Here is a 13071-nt window from a genome sequence, read left to right as displayed (position 1 = left end):
GTGAACGGTGGCGTGGGGACGACGAGCGGTCAGGCGCCGGCGAGGACGTCCTCGGGGGCGTGCAGTCGGGTCATCGTCCGCGCCCAACGCCGCGGCCGTGGTGTCACGAGGGAGACCGCCACGGTCACGGCGAAGGCGAGCGGTGTCGCCCAGGCCGTCGGCGCGGCGACGAGGGCGCCGCCCCACCCGTCGGGCGCGCTGTCGGTGACCGAGACGAGCGCGGCGAGGGTGGTGCTCACGCCGCCGACGGTGATGCCCGCGGCGGCTCCCTTCGCCGTCAGTCGTGGCCACCAGACGCCGAGGATCAGCAGCGGTGCGAAGGTCGCGGCGGCGATGGCGAAGGCGTGGCCGACCGCCGACGAGATGCCGACCGGGGCGGCGGTGACGGCCGCGACGAAGGGGGCCAGGACCCCTGACGCCGCGGCGATGCGGAAGGAGGCGGCCGGGCCGGCGTCGCCGTGGGTGAGGCGGGCGGTGAGCGGGCGGAGCACGTCCTGGTCGATGGCACCGGCGACCGACATCGTCACGCCCGACGCGGTGGCGAGGAAGGCGGCGAAAGCGCCCCCGGCGGCCATGGCGGTGAGGAGCTGACCGTCGAGACCGTCGAGCATCGCTGCCGGCAGGGCGAGGACGACGGTGCGGCTGGGGTCGTCGGAGATCTCCGAGGGGGCCAGGTAGGCGCGACCGAGCACGCCGTAGACCGGCGGGAAGAGGTAGAAGAGCGACAGCAGCGCCAGGACGGAGACCGTCGTGCGGCGTGCGGCCACACCGTCGGGGTTGGTGTAGAAGCGCACGGCGATGTGCGGCAGACCCATCGTGCCCAGGCAGAGCGCTGCGAGGGTGCTGTAGGTCGTGAAGAGGGTCCGCGAGGTCTGGTCTGCCGACGTGAGCGGCTCCCACCAGGAGCTGTCCGCCTGCGGCGTGGGTGCGCCGCCGCGCTGCCAGACCGCCAGCAGGACGAAGGCGGGGACCGCGATCGCGGACAGCTTGACCCAGTACTGGACCGACTGGACGAGGGTCACCGAGCGCATGCCACCTGCGACGACGTTGAGCGTGACGATGACCGTGAGGACCGTGGCGCCGACCCAGGTCGGCGCACCACTCACGTGGCGCAGCGCGAGCCCGGCGCCCTGCATCTGCGGCAGCAGGTAGAGCCAGCCGATGCCGACGACGAGGAGGGCGCAGCCGCGGCGCAGTGCCGCGGACTCCAGTCGGCTCTCGGCGAAGTCGGGCAGGGTGTAGGCACCGGAGCGACGAAGGGGGGCGGCGACGAGGATGAGCAGCACGAGGTAGCCCACCGTGTAGCCCACGGGCATCCACAGCATGTCGACCCCCCGTTCGTAGACCAGCCCGGCGACGCCGAGATAGCTTGCGGCAGAGAGGTACTCGCCGCCGATGGCGCTGGCATTGCGCCAGGGCGTGACGGTGCGGCCCGCGACGTAGAAGTCGCTCGTCCCCTTCGCCAGGCGCAGGCCGAGGGCACCGAGCGTCAGCGTCACCAGGCAGACGAGGGCGATGGCGACGACGCTGAGCGGTTGGTTCATCGGCGACTCACGAGGTCGCTGAACTCCGCCTCGAGCCGCTCGGTCGCCCGCACGTACCAGCGGGCGGCGAGGACGATGCCCGGGTAGACGAGAACCCCGAGGAGGAGCCAGGCGACGGGCAGGCCGAGGACGGAGACCCGGCGGGCGGCCGGGGCGAGGGCGAAGATCACCGGAAGCGCCCCCAGGGTGGCGACCCCGAGAGCGAGGGTGCCGAGCGAGAGCTGCAGCTGGGCGCGGCGCAGGGAGTTGACGTAGGTCGACCCGAGTCGTGACTCGTCGACGATTTCCTCGCGGACGGTGCGGCGTCGGGGCGTGCGCGAAGGGCGTCGGGTCCGGGTGACGCGCACACGCTGGGGTGGGCTGGTCACCCTTCGTCCGTCGTGGCGCGGGGGCGCAGCAGGGTGCCGCGCAGGTGGCGGGTGTGCCGGCGGCTCACCTGCAGCTCGGTGCCGTCGACGAGGACCGTGCAGCGACCGCCGTCGTTGTGGATCTCGCTGATGTGCCGCGTCGAGACCAGGGTCGAGCGGTGGATGCGCACGAAGCCGGCTTCGGCCCACCGCTCCTCGAGGGTCGCGAGGGGGATGCGCACGAGGTGCGAGCCGGTGGGGGTGTGCAGCCGGGCGTAGTCGCCCTGGGCCTGCACCCACCGGATCTCGCTGCGGCGCACGAAGCGGGTGACGCCCCCGAGCTCGACGGGGATCGTCTCGTCGTCCTCGGGGGTGGCCTCGGGCTCGTCGTCGCGATCGGTGGCCGCCAGGCACCGGCGCACCGCCTCGCCGATGCGCTCGGGGCGGACCGGCTTCATCAGGTAGTCGACGGCGTCGAGGTCGAAGGCGTCGACGGCATGGGTGTCGTGGGCGGTGACGAAGACGACCTGGGGCCGCTCGCTGAAGCGGCGGATGACCCGGGCCAGCTGCATGCCGTCGAGCCCGGGCATCGAGATGTCGCTGAAGACGACGTCGACGTGCTCGCGCTCGAGGGCCGCCAGCGCGGAGGTACCGCTCGAGGCGGTGAGCACGCGGCCGACGCGCTCGTCCTGGTCGAGCAGCCACGCCACCTCGTTGCGTGCCGGGGCCTCGTCGTCGACGACGAGGACGGTCAGCGCGGCGGTGCGTGGCGGGCGCGGCATGGCCACCAGACTAGGCCGGATCCTCGAGAGCAGGGGAGTACTTGGGTACCCGGAAGGAGACCCGCATCCCGGCGCCGGGTGCCGTGTCGACGACGAGCCCGAACTCCTCGCCGTAGACCTGACGCAGCCGGGCGTCGACATTGCCCAGACCGACCGAGTCGGCGCGTGACTGGCCGTCGAGCACCTTGCGGATCGCCTCGGGGTGGGCGCCGACACCGTCGTCGTCGATGCTGAACTCGGCCTCGGAGCCGTGGTCGGAGGCGGTCAGCGTCACGTGGCCCGGGCCCTCCTTGGGCGCCAGCCCATGGCGAACCGCATTTTCGACCAAGGGCTGGATCGCGAGGTAGGGGACCCGCACGGGCAGGACCTCAGGGGCGATCTTGAGGGTGATGCCCAGGCGTTCACCGAAGCGTGCCTGCTCGAGGACGAGATAGCGCTCGACATTGCGCAGCTCCTCGCTCACCGTGGTGAAGGCGCCGTCGCGTCGGAGGGCGTAGCGGGTGAAGTCGGCGAACTCCAGGAGCAGCTCGCGCGCCCGGGCCGGATCGGTCCGCACGAACGAGGCGATCGCCGCAAGGGAGTTGTAGATGAAGTGCGGGGAGATCTGCGCGCGCAGGGCCCGCAGCTCGGCCTCCATCGCCCGGGTGCGCTCGAAGGACAGGTCGGCCAGCTCGACCTGCGTCGCCACCCAGGAGGCCACCTCGTCGGCGGCGCGCGCCAGACCCGCCGACACGGTCGGGCCGTACCCGGCGATCGCCCCGATGACCCGGTCGTCGACCGTCACCGGGGCGATGACTGCCGCCCGGATCGGGCACTCGACGGAGGTGCAGGTCACGACGTCGGGCCCGAGGACGACCGACTGGCCCGAGGTGAGGACCGGTGCCGCGTGGTCCATGACGGCCGGCAGGTGGTGTCCCCCTTCGCCCTCCCACACGATGACCGACGAGGTGTCGCAGACGGCCAGCCCCGGGGTGGCGAGCATCGCCCGCAGGTAGGGCGCGGCGCGCTCGCAGCCGTCGTCGGTGAAGCCGTCGGCGAGGTGACGCCCGGCCACGGAGGCGGTATGGAGCGTCTCGTAGGTGGCGTGGTCGGTCACCGAGATGAAGCCCGGGCGGGCCCGACGCCACCGCACCAGAGCGACGGCCAGGCCCAGCGCGAGGAAGGCGCCGGTGACGACTGCCACAGTGGGCAGGTGCAGGCCGGCGTCCATGGCGGCACCCTAGTGCGGCCTAGGCTGGACGGGTGCCCGTCTCCAGCCCTCTCGTCACCGCCCTGACCCAGCTCGCCGACCTGCCCGAGGTGGCCGCCGCCTCGGATCGTGCCCGGGAGGTGTGCACCAACCTGCGGTGGCACGAGGCCCTGCGTCGGCGGATCCCCGAGGCCTCCGCGGAGTCGCGGGTGCGCGGGGCGTGGGCCAGCGCGGAGCTCGACGGCGCCCGCTCGACCGCGACGATCGTGCGCGACCTCATGCGGGGCGCCCGCGAGCGCAACCCCGACCCGGACCCGGCCGAGCGGGTCATCCACGGTGCCATCGCCGCGACGGCCGAGACCGAGCACCTGCGCGACCTCGTGACCCGGTCGCCGGGTCAGGCGCTCGCCAGGTTGCACACCGCTGCGGCGGCCCAGCTCGTCACCGACCGCGACCAGCTCGGTCGACCGCGCGTCGAGGGGGAGGGGTGCGAGGAGTTCGCCGACCTCGGTCCGGCCCCGACGGGCGCGCAGCTGCGGGCCCGCCTCGACGGGATCATCGAGCTCATGCGCCACGCGAGCGAGGCGCCGGCCCTGGTCGTCGCCTCCATCGTCCACGCCGAGATCGCGGCGGCGCGTCCCTTCGTCGTGGGCAACGGACTCGTCGCCCGCGCCGTCGAGCGAGCCCTGATCGCCGCGACCGGGCTGGACCCCACCGGTGTCGCGGTGCCCGAGGCCGGCCACGGGCACGAAGGGGGACCGGCGTACCTGGGTTCGCTCAACGGCTACGTCCACGGCGGCCAGCCGGGGGTGACCCTGTGGCTGACGCACTGCGGCGACTCCCTCGTGGCGGGCGCGGAGGAGGGCTGGCGGGTGGCCGACTCGGTGCGCGCAGGACGCCTCGGTCAGTGAGACTTCACGCGCCCTGATCGCTGAGTAGGCGTGGACCCCGACTCGGGTTACAGTTGTACCAGCTGCTCCCTTCGGGTTGAGCGGCCAACGCACGGCTCCCTCCCCCCCGGAGCTCGCGCGTTGACGGCCCCGGCGCTCCCCCGCCGGGGCCGTCCCCTTTTCCGGGGGAGATCACACAGGCGCTTCGTCCCCAGACCTGCACTCCGCACGGGCGGTCTCCACAGGCGCCACGCTCGCCCCCGCGGGCCGCCGATCCGGCGGCAGGGTCGAGGCATGCACCCGATCGTCATCCTCACCGGAGCATCCGGCGGACTGGGCGTCTCCACGCTGGCCGCCGTCACCGCGACCGTCCTCGCCCGCGACACCTCACCGGTGCTCGTCGACGGCGCCTTCGGTGCCGGCGGGCTCGATGCGACGGTCGCGGTCGAGCACCTCGACGGGCTGAGGTGGTCCGACCTGGCCGAGCACGAGGGCGAGGTCGACGTGGGCCGGCTGCGCGGTGCCCTGCCGCTGGGGCCGGTCCCGGTGCTCGCTGCCCGGGGCCCACGGCCCTCGCCGGCCGTCGTCACCGAGGTCGTGCGCGGGTTGTCCGCCGCCGGGCCGGTCGTCGTCGACCTCCCGTGCTCCGGGCGGGTCCCGCCCGTGTGGCGCGAGCTGGCCGACGTCGTCGTGGTGCTCGTCGGGCTGCGGCCCCGCTGGCTGCGTGACGGCGAGGCCCTCGTCGAGGTGATGGGTGGCGCGTGCGACCACGCACTGCTCGTCACGCGTGGGCCGCGACGCTCCGAGCGGGTCGCCGACCGAGCCGCCGAGCACCTGGGGCTGCCGCTTCTCGACCACCTGGCGGACGACCCGGGGGTGCTGCGGGAGGAGGCCCGCGGGCGAGCTCCGCGCCCCCGCGGTCCTGTCGGCGAGGTGGCCAGGTCGGTGGCCGATGCGCTGCCGAGTCAGACCTCCGGGCTGGCCGAGCGCGTTCTCGGGTTGGCGTCATGAGGTGGTCCAGCGCGATCGACGCGCAGGTCGAGGCGGGCCGCGCACCCGACCCGGGCGTCATCGACGAGGTCGCCCGCAGCGAGGCGGCCCGACTCGGCCGGGGCGGAGCTGCTCGGCGGTCCGGTGAGCTGCGAGCCGATCTCATGGGGCTGGGTGTGCTCGACCCGCTCGTCGAGGACGAGCGCGTCACCGACGTCCTCGTCAACGGCGACGGGTCGGTGTGGGTCGACCGCGGGGAAGGCGTCACCCGGGTCGACCTCGACGTGGGTGATGCCGATGCCGTCCGGCGTCTGGCGACCCGACTCTCGGCGACGGCAGGGCGGCGGCTCGACGACGCCCAGCCCTGGGTCGACGGCCTGCTGCCACGCGGCATCCGCCTGCACGCCGTCCTCCCGCCCCTCGTCGCCGGGGGAGCGCACCTCAGCCTGCGCATCCCGCGGCACCGGGGCGGTGGTCTCGACGCCCTCGTCCGGCTCGGCATGACGACGAGCGCACAGGCCGACGCGCTGCGCGAGATCGTCGCCGAGCGGCGCGCCTACGTCGTCACGGGCGGCACCGGCACCGGCAAGACGACCCTGCTCGCGGCGCTCCTCGCCGAGGTGCCCGACGCCGAGCGTCTCGTCGTCGTGGAGGACGTCGGGGAGATCCAGGTCGGTCACCCCCATGTGGTGCGTCTGCAGGCCAGATCGGCCAACACCGAGGGCGCGGGTGAGGTGACGATGGTCGACCTCGTGCGTCAGGCCCTGCGCATGCGTCCCGACCGACTCGTCGTCGGAGAGGTGCGCGGTGCCGAGGTCCGCGACCTGCTGCTCGCCCTCAACACCGGGCACGAGGGTGGCTGCGGCACCCTGCACGCCAACCGTGCCGAGGACGTCCCCAGCCGGCTCGAGGCGCTGGGGGCGCTCGCCGGCATGGGGCGCGACGCGGTGCGTGCCCAGGTGGCCAGCGCCCTCGAGGTGGTGGTCCACCTGCGGCGGCTGGGCGGACGGCGGGTCGTCGACTCGATCGGTCCCCTGCCGGTGGTGAGGTCTTGAGCCTCGCCGTCGTGGGCCTCGTCCTGGCAGCCGCGCTGGTGTGGCCGGGGCGCGCGAGTCGTGTGGGTCTGCGGGGCGCAGACGCCGTCGGCGACCGGGGTCCAGCGGCTCTCGGCTGGTGGCGGCGGGTCCGGGCCGGCAGGGCGCCGGTCGAGGACCTCGAGTCGCTCGCCACGGTCGCCGACCTGCTGGCCATGGCGCTGCGCTCCGGCGCGACCCCGGTCTCGGCGGTGGACGTCGTCGCCCGCGAGGCACCCCGGCCGTGGCGAGAGGTCCTGGAGGAGGTCGGGGTACAGCTGGCCCGAGGGGGAGCCGCGGGCGCGGTCTGGCAGCTGCATGCCCACGACCACCCGCACCTGGCTCCGGTGGCGGGCGCCTGGTCGCTCAGCGAGGACCTCGGCGTCGCGCTCGCCCCGTCGATGGCCACGAGTGCCAGGGTGCTACGAGCCCGGGTGCAGGCCCGGCGTCGGCTCGACGCCTCGACCGCGGGTGCCCGGGCGACGATGCACCTGCTGACCCTCCTGCCCCTGGCCGGGCTGCTCGCCGGCTTCGCCTTCGGCCTGACCCCGTGGGGGGTCTACGGTCACAGCCCGCTCACGATGCTCAGCGTCGTCGTCGGTCTCGCGCTCACGGCAGCGGGGTGGCTGGTCTGCCGGTGGGTCCTCGGGCGGGCCGTCGCCCCGCGGGAGGAGACATGAGTGCGGCGGTGACGCTCCTCGTCGTGCTCGGCGTCGGCCTGTGGCCAGGCAGGCCGGCGGCCTTCGGCCCGTGGCGCCGTGGCGTCGAGCCGGTGCCCGACGGCGCGCCCTCACCTCCGCTGACCGTCGACGACGTGGCCGACGCGACCGTGCTGCTCGCCCTGGCCCTCCAGTCCGGCCGCGGTCTGGTGCAGGCGCTCGACGAGGTCGCCGAGGTCGCCGCGGCCGGGGCCGCGGCCGACCTGCGCAAGGTGGCGGCTGCGCTGCGTTGGGGGCGCTCGATGGACCGGGCCTGGGGTTACGCGCGGTCGGCGTGGGGGCCGACCGCGACGGCCTTCGTCGTCGCCGACACCGTCGGGGCGCCCTCGGCGGCCGTGCTGCTCGAGGCCGCGGCGACCCTGCGGGACACCGAGTCCCGACGGCTCGAGGAGGCTGGCGGCCGTGCCGCCGTGCTTCTCGTGCTGCCCCTCGGGCTGTGCTTCCTCCCGGCCTTCATCGCCACGGCCGTGGTGCCGATCGTCGTCGTCCTCGTCGGCACGCAGCTCGGGTGACCGCGGCTCAGCACCTCTCGGCCACCCGCAGCGCATGCGCTCGCTCAAGGGTCCCCGGACGGCCACGGGAGGTGTAGTCGATCCCGAGCGCGTCGCTCGTGCCAGGTCTCGTCGGGTCGGGCCGTGAGACGTGCACCATCACCCCGATCCAGCCGGAGAGGGGGCCCTGCTGGCGACCTGCCTCGTCCCACCACCACTGGGCGTCGCGACTGAGCGGCCAGTGCGCGGCGCCGAAGGGGGAGCGGTCCTGCCTCGCCCCCGGGATCACGACCGCCCTCGCCTCGACGAGCTCGAGGTTGTCCGCGCCGATCAGCCTGACCTCGACGAGCTCGACGTCAGCGTCGTCCTCGGTGTTGACGAAGTCGCTGAAGGCCGCGCCCGCGCCCGGCGGCGCAGGTGCTGCTGCTCCCCTCGCTCGACACCACGCCGGGCGTGCTGTCCCGGACGACCGACAGCCCAAAGGTGACGAGGACGGCGAGCAACACCGCGCCCCCGACGACCCACAGGTCCCGTCGCGCCACACGGCGGTTCACCGTGCCGCCACTCGTCGCCGTCGCACCCCCCATGTCGTGCTCGTGGCCCGAGGTTGGCCGTCCGCGGACGACGGCGCCCGCACCTGGCGGCCCGGCCCGTGCTGGGCCCGAGGTCATCCCCACCGCTGTCGGCGGAGAGGCCGCTGTCCACAGTTTCGGACGGGACCTGCCACATGGCTCCCGGCGAGCGAAGGGTGGACCTCACTGCGGCACACCGGGTGCCGCCGACAGGCAGGAGAGTCCCATGAAGAGGTCCATCGTCCGGTGGCGCCACCGGGCCCGGCTGGCGTGCGAGGCCGGCATGACGACGGCGGAGTACGCGGTCGGCACGCTCGCCGCGTGCACCTTCGCGATCGTGCTGCTCGCGGTCGTGAAGTCCGGGGGCATCAAGTCCGGGTTGTCGGATGTCATCCTCGAGGCGCTCGGCATCCGCTAGGGCGACCGACGACGCGGGGATGGTGACGGCGGAGCTCGCCCTCACCCTCCCCGCGGTCGTGCTCGTCCTGGTCATCTGCCTGTCCGCGCTCTCGTGGGGCGTCGACCGGGTCCGCTGCGTCGACGCGGCGAGGGTGGCGGTCCGCGAGCTCGCGCGCGGCGAGGCGCCGGCCCGGGCACTGGAGCTCGCCGCACGGACCGCACCCGAGGGAGCGCGCATCGACGTCGCCCGCTCCGGCGGGGACGTCACCGTGACGGTGACCAGCCCGACGCCGGCCGGGGTCTCCTTCGTCGCGCCCGAGAGCAGCTGCTCGTCGACCGCGCGGGTGGAGTCGGTCGATGTCGGGCCGTGAGCTGCGGGGAGAAGCCGGGTCGTCGAGCGTGCTGGCCGTCGGGCTGATCGCCGTCCTGCTGACGGCGACGGTCGCCACGCTCGCGGTGCTGTCGGCCGTGCGGGCCGCGCACGTGGCGCGCTCGGCCGCCGACGTCGCGGCGCTCGCCGGGGCCATCGAGTACCAGCATGTCTCGGACCCTGCGGGCGCGTGCGCCGAGGCCACCCGTGTCGCCCGTCGGCACGACGTCGAGGTCCTCTCCTGCGTGGTCGCGGGCGGTGGCGACGTGACCGTCACGGTCGCGGCGAAGATCCCCCTTCGTCTGGCGGGGGTGGGGCCCGAGCAGGCCGAGGGTCGGGCGCGCGCCGGGCCGGGCGCGCAGGAGTGAGTCGTCACCGCCGGCTGCCGGTGACCCGGCGCACGTCGGTGCGGGCGGGATCAGACGAGCAGCCCACGATCAGGGCGGCAACCGCGAGCGCCGGCAGGGTCCCCTGCTTGACGGCGGCGGCTGCCTTGTCGGGGCTCGACAGCAGCACGAGGCTGGCGGCGAGCATCGACCCGGCCCCGACGAGCACGAGCGTCGCACCCACGGTGTCGGAGCCCAGCGCGAAGGCGGCGATGCCGACGAAGACCGCGATCGCGAGGAAGAGGTTGTAGAAGCCCTGGTTGAAGGCGAGCTCGCGCGTTGCCTCGGCCTCCTCGGCGCTCGTGCCGAACACCCCGCGGGCGCGGGTCGTCCACGCGAAGGACTCGAGGTAGAAGATGAAGACGTGCAGGGCGGCCGCAAGGGCCGCGAGCACCAGGCCGGCGAGGATCATCGCCGGCTCTCAGGGGCGTGGGTCACGGCGGATGGGGCGCGTCGCGTCGTCGACCGGACCGCCGTCCCGGGAGACCGGCCCGCCCTCGCGGGAGATCGGGCGGGTGGCGTCGTCGACGGGGGCCGCGCCGCGGGTGCTGATCCGCTGGGTCGGCTGGCCGAGCGCCGGGTCGTGGCTCTCGGCGACCTCGGCCCGCTCGCGGGCGATCTCGGTGGAGACGCGCTGGTCCTCGATGGCCCGCTCACGCTCGCGCAGCTCCTGCTGGTGCGCCGCCTCCTGCTCCGCGAGCCGGCGCTTGGACTCGGCCTCCTGCTCCTTGCGCAGGCGGCGCTGCTTGGCCTTGCGGGTCAGTGCCGCCTTGATCATGACCAGGCCCAGCCAGAGCAGGAGCATCGTCAGCATGCCGGCGATGACGAGGGTCAGCGGGTTGAGGTTGATCGTCACGGCGTCGAAGAGACGGATGTCGACCTCTTGGCCCGAGACCTCCGGGGCCTGGGTGCCGAGCAGCAGGGCCGCGCCGATGGCGACGGCGATGAGGACGAGAATGAGGCCGAGGATGACCATGGTGGTCCTTTCGTCTGCGTCAGCCAGGGGGCGCCGACATGCGGTCCTCCACCTTATGACCCAGAGCGTCCAGGAGCAGGTCAAGCAGGGCGAGCGCGCCTCTCGCGTCGAGGGGTTCGTTGCCGTTGCCGCACTTGGGCGAGACGACGCAGGCCGGGCAGCCGCGCTGGCCGCACCCGCACCCGGCGATGGTCTCGCGGGTCATCGCGAGCCACTGCCCGATGCGCTCGTGCGCCGTCGCCGCGAAGCCCGCGCCGCCCGGGTGCCCGTCGTAGACCATGATCGTCGGCAGCCCGGTGTCGGGGTGCAGGTCCGTGGAGACCCCGCCGATGTCCCACCGGTCGCAGGTGGCCAGCAGCGGCAGCATGCCGATCGCCGCGTGCTCGGCAGCGTGGGCGGCACCCGGCACGTCCGCCTCGTCGATGCCCGCAGCCGCCAGGGACTGCGGCGTCATCGTCCACCACACGGCATGGGTCGACAGGGTGCGCTCGGGCAGGTCGAGGTCGTGCCGACCGATGACCTCGCCGCTCGGCAGCCGGCGCAGGAAGCCGGTCACCCGGTGGCGCACGTCGACCCGCCCGAAGCTGATGCGCACCGGACCGTGGTCGACACCCGACTCCTCCGAGACGACGTCGAAGGAGGAGACGGACTGGGCGTGGGTCGACCACCCGGGGTCACCCACGGCGACGGTGGCCGTGGCCTGCTCGAGGTCGAGCTCGGTGACGACATGGGTGCGGCCCTGGTGCACGTGGACCGCGCCGGTGTGCACCTGGCTGTGGGCCGACTCCGCGTCGATGGTCCCGATGACCCGACCGGACCTGCCCTCGACGATGCTCACCACCTCGCCGATGCCGCGAAGGGAGACGTGCTCACCCGGTCGGTCGGGCCGGGTCCAGAACCACCCGCCGGGCCGCTTGCGCAGCAGCCCGCGGGCGACGAGCACCTCGAGGACCCCCGCGAGGCCGTCGCCGAACCACTGCTCGTCGGCGAGCGTCACCGGGATCTCCGCGGCGGCGCACGCCACGTGCGGGACGAGGACGCGCAGGTTGGTCGGGTCGAGGACGCTCGACTCGACCGGCGCGTCGAAGATCGCCTCGGGGTGCTCGACGACCCACGTGTCGAGCGGGTCGTCGGCGGCCAGCAGCACGGCGAGGGCGTCCTGCCCGTCGCGGCCGGCGCGTCCGGCCTGCTGCCATACCGAGGCCAGGCGGCCGGGCCACCCGGCCATGAGCACGACGTCGAGCCCGGCGACGTCGATGCCCAGCTCGAGCGCGTTGGTCGCGGCCAGCCCGAGCAGGTCGCGCTCGCGCAGGCGTCGCTCGATGACCCGTCGCTCCTCGGGCAGGTACCCACCCCGGTAGGCGGCGATCCTCCCTTCGTCGGTGATGCTCACCTGACGCGCCGCGGACGACGCGAGCGCCTCGACCCCCGCTCGTGACCGGGCGAAGGCCAGGGTCTGCACATCGCGTCCCACGAGGTGGGCCATGAGGTCGGCGGCCTCGGTCGTCGGCGAGCGCCGGTTGCCCTCCTCGTCCTCGGGTGGCTGCCACAGGGCGAAGGTCAGGGCGCCGCGGGGCGAGCCGTCCTCGGTCACCTCGAGCACGTCGTCGCCGATGAGGCGGGCGGCGTGGGTGCCAGGGTCGCCCACCGTCGCCGAGGCGAGGACGAAGACCGGGTCGGCGCCGTAGCGCCGCGCGACGCGCCGCAGACGTCGCAGCAGCAGCGCCACGTGGGAGCCGAAGACCCCGCGGTAGACGTGGCACTCGTCGACGACGACGTAGCGCAGCCGCCGCAGCACGTGCGCCCAGTGCTCGTGCCCTGGCAGCAGGGAGTGGTGGACGAGGTCGGGGTTGGTGAGGATCACGTCGGCGTGGTCGCGGATCCAGCGGCGCTCGTCGGTCGGGGTGTCGCCGTCGTAGGTCGCCGCCCGGATCCCCGGCACCGCCCACGACTGGATGCGGGCCAGCTGGTCGGCGGCCAGCGCCTTGGTGGGGGAGAGGTAGAGGGCGGTCGCGCCCCGCCCGTTGGCCGCCGAGCGGCCCTCGAGCACCGCCGTGAGCGAAGGGAGGAGATAGCCCAGTGACTTGCCCGAGGCCGTGCCGGTCGCCAGCACGACGTGCCTCCCGGCTCGCGCCGCCTCGGCCGCGCGGGCCTGGTGGGACCACAGGCGGTCGATGCCCGCCCCGGCGAGGGCGCCGCGCAGCGGCGGGGCCACCCAGTCGGGCAGGTCAACCTGGTCGGCCGCCCGCGCGGGGATCCGCTCGACGTGCCGCAGGCGCTGCTCGCGACCCGCCGCGAGCCCCGCGAGCAGCTCGGAAGCGTCTGGGATCTGCCGTGACATGT

The 13071-nt window shown here is 74.3% G+C and carries 16 protein-coding genes; 8 read left to right on the top strand and 8 right to left on the bottom strand.

Features of this window, described 5'->3' with window-relative positions; genetic code table 11:
- Positions 1-29 precede the first annotated feature (29 nt).
- The 4 genes from H7A72_RS13455 to H7A72_RS13440 are packed head-to-tail and all read right to left on the bottom strand — an operon-like array spanning position 30 to position 3883.
- Positions 30-1544: a cation acetate symporter gene (locus H7A72_RS13455; protein WP_185220852.1), complete on the bottom strand. Its 1515-nt coding sequence runs from the start codon at positions 1542-1544 to the stop codon at positions 30-32.
- Positions 1541-1912: a hypothetical protein gene (locus H7A72_RS13450; RefSeq protein ID WP_185220851.1), complete on the bottom strand. Its 372-nt coding sequence runs from the start codon at positions 1910-1912 to the stop codon at positions 1541-1543. Before H7A72_RS13450 ends, H7A72_RS13455 begins: the two co-directional genes overlap by 4 nt.
- Positions 1909-2673 carry a LytTR family DNA-binding domain-containing protein gene (locus H7A72_RS13445; protein WP_072626333.1) on the bottom strand — a complete coding sequence of 255 codons (765 nt, stop codon included), beginning with the start codon at positions 2671-2673 and terminating at the stop codon, positions 1909-1911. The genes H7A72_RS13450 and H7A72_RS13445 overlap by 4 nt, the downstream gene beginning before the upstream one ends.
- A gap of 10 nt (positions 2674-2683) precedes the next feature.
- Complete coding sequence (locus H7A72_RS13440; RefSeq protein ID WP_185220850.1) at positions 2684-3883, bottom strand: sensor histidine kinase; 1200 nt, start codon at positions 3881-3883, stop codon at positions 2684-2686.
- A 32-nt stretch (positions 3884-3915) separates the two neighbouring features.
- Between H7A72_RS13440 and H7A72_RS13435 the strand changes: the two genes are divergently transcribed.
- From H7A72_RS13435 to H7A72_RS13415, 5 genes are all read left to right on the top strand, one after another.
- Complete coding sequence (locus H7A72_RS13435; RefSeq protein WP_072625494.1) at positions 3916-4773, top strand: Fic family protein; 858 nt, start codon at positions 3916-3918, stop codon at positions 4771-4773.
- A 273-nt stretch (positions 4774-5046) separates the two neighbouring features.
- Entirely contained in the window at positions 5047-5763 is a 717-nt protein-coding gene (locus H7A72_RS13430) for a hypothetical protein (protein WP_084452605.1), read from the top strand.
- Complete coding sequence (locus H7A72_RS13425; RefSeq protein ID WP_185220849.1) at positions 5760-6797, top strand: TadA family conjugal transfer-associated ATPase; 1038 nt, start codon at positions 5760-5762, stop codon at positions 6795-6797. The genes H7A72_RS13430 and H7A72_RS13425 overlap by 4 nt, the downstream gene beginning before the upstream one ends.
- Positions 6794-7495 (top strand): type II secretion system F family protein, encoded by a 702-nt coding sequence (locus tag H7A72_RS13420; RefSeq protein WP_185220848.1) that lies wholly within the window; start codon positions 6794-6796, stop codon positions 7493-7495. Before H7A72_RS13425 ends, H7A72_RS13420 begins: the two co-directional genes overlap by 4 nt.
- Positions 7492-8046: a type II secretion system F family protein gene (locus tag H7A72_RS13415; protein ID WP_185220847.1), complete on the top strand. Its 555-nt coding sequence runs from the start codon at positions 7492-7494 to the stop codon at positions 8044-8046. The genes H7A72_RS13420 and H7A72_RS13415 overlap by 4 nt, the downstream gene beginning before the upstream one ends.
- A gap of 7 nt (positions 8047-8053) precedes the next feature.
- On the opposite strand, the gene H7A72_RS13410 is transcribed toward H7A72_RS13415, so the two are convergent.
- On the bottom strand, positions 8054-8506 hold the full coding sequence (locus tag H7A72_RS13410; RefSeq protein WP_185220846.1) for a hypothetical protein: 453 nt from the start codon (positions 8504-8506) through the stop codon (positions 8054-8056).
- 317 nt (positions 8507-8823) lie between these two features.
- Here H7A72_RS13410 and H7A72_RS13405 point away from each other — a divergent pair, with 317 nt between their 5' ends.
- From H7A72_RS13405 to H7A72_RS13395, 3 genes are read left to right on the top strand one after another with little or no spacing between them, the layout of a single operon-like run.
- On the top strand, positions 8824-9015 hold the full coding sequence (locus H7A72_RS13405; RefSeq protein WP_072625488.1) for a DUF4244 domain-containing protein: 192 nt from the start codon (positions 8824-8826) through the stop codon (positions 9013-9015).
- Between the two features lie 19 nt (positions 9016-9034).
- Positions 9035-9367 (top strand): TadE family type IV pilus minor pilin, encoded by a 333-nt coding sequence (locus H7A72_RS13400; protein WP_084452600.1) that lies wholly within the window; start codon positions 9035-9037, stop codon positions 9365-9367.
- Positions 9354-9734, top strand: a complete 381-nt coding sequence (locus H7A72_RS13395; RefSeq protein WP_185220845.1) for an Rv3654c family TadE-like protein — start codon at positions 9354-9356, stop codon at positions 9732-9734. The genes H7A72_RS13400 and H7A72_RS13395 overlap by 14 nt, the downstream gene beginning before the upstream one ends.
- Positions 9735-9738: 4 nt before the next feature.
- Here the strand turns inward: H7A72_RS13395 and H7A72_RS13390 are convergent, their stop codons facing one another.
- Genes H7A72_RS13390 through H7A72_RS13380 form a run of 3 tightly spaced genes read right to left on the bottom strand, consistent with a single transcriptional unit; the run spans position 9739 to position 13069 of the window.
- Positions 9739-10164 (bottom strand): DUF1304 domain-containing protein, encoded by a 426-nt coding sequence (locus H7A72_RS13390; RefSeq protein WP_185220844.1) that lies wholly within the window; start codon positions 10162-10164, stop codon positions 9739-9741.
- A gap of 9 nt (positions 10165-10173) precedes the next feature.
- Positions 10174-10728, bottom strand: coding sequence for a hypothetical protein (locus H7A72_RS13385; RefSeq protein ID WP_084452596.1), 555 nt, complete (start codon positions 10726-10728; stop codon positions 10174-10176).
- Between the two features lie 19 nt (positions 10729-10747).
- Entirely contained in the window at positions 10748-13069 is a 2322-nt protein-coding gene (locus H7A72_RS13380; protein WP_185220843.1) for a DEAD/DEAH box helicase, read from the bottom strand.
- Positions 13070-13071: the final 2 nt, after the last annotated feature.

The organism is Janibacter sp. YB324, from assembly GCF_014217915.1.
In the GTDB taxonomy this organism is placed as follows: domain Bacteria; phylum Actinomycetota; class Actinomycetes; order Actinomycetales; family Dermatophilaceae; genus Janibacter; species Janibacter indicus.
The sequence above is the reverse complement of the archived record's forward strand: the minus strand, read 5'-3'. Positions and strand labels throughout refer to the sequence as shown.

What these genes read in the sequence shown, in the direction of transcription:
- H7A72_RS13455 (WP_185220852.1), bottom strand. Translation starts at nt 1,544, where the DNA reads ATGAACCAACCGCTCAGCGTCGTCGCCATCGCCCTCGTCTGCCTGGTG.
- H7A72_RS13445 (WP_072626333.1), bottom strand. Translation starts at nt 2,673, where the DNA reads ATGCCGCGCCCGCCACGCACCGCCGCGCTGACCGTCCTCGTCGTCGAC.
- H7A72_RS13440 (WP_185220850.1), bottom strand. Translation starts at nt 3,883, where the DNA reads ATGGACGCCGGCCTGCACCTGCCCACTGTGGCAGTCGTCACCGGCGCC.
- H7A72_RS13430 (WP_084452605.1), top strand. Translation starts at nt 5,047, where the DNA reads ATGCACCCGATCGTCATCCTCACCGGAGCATCCGGCGGACTGGGCGTC.
- H7A72_RS13425 (WP_185220849.1), top strand. Translation starts at nt 5,760, where the DNA reads ATGAGGTGGTCCAGCGCGATCGACGCGCAGGTCGAGGCGGGCCGCGCA.
- H7A72_RS13415 (WP_185220847.1), top strand. Translation starts at nt 7,492, where the DNA reads ATGAGTGCGGCGGTGACGCTCCTCGTCGTGCTCGGCGTCGGCCTGTGG.
- H7A72_RS13405 (WP_072625488.1), top strand. Translation starts at nt 8,824, where the DNA reads ATGAAGAGGTCCATCGTCCGGTGGCGCCACCGGGCCCGGCTGGCGTGC.
- H7A72_RS13400 (WP_084452600.1), top strand. Translation starts at nt 9,035, where the DNA reads ATGGTGACGGCGGAGCTCGCCCTCACCCTCCCCGCGGTCGTGCTCGTC.
- H7A72_RS13395 (WP_185220845.1), top strand. Translation starts at nt 9,354, where the DNA reads ATGTCGGGCCGTGAGCTGCGGGGAGAAGCCGGGTCGTCGAGCGTGCTG.
- H7A72_RS13390 (WP_185220844.1), bottom strand. Translation starts at nt 10,164, where the DNA reads ATGATCCTCGCCGGCCTGGTGCTCGCGGCCCTTGCGGCCGCCCTGCAC.
- H7A72_RS13385 (WP_084452596.1), bottom strand. Translation starts at nt 10,728, where the DNA reads ATGGTCATCCTCGGCCTCATTCTCGTCCTCATCGCCGTCGCCATCGGC.
- H7A72_RS13380 (WP_185220843.1), bottom strand. Translation starts at nt 13,069, where the DNA reads ATGTCACGGCAGATCCCAGACGCTTCCGAGCTGCTCGCGGGGCTCGCG.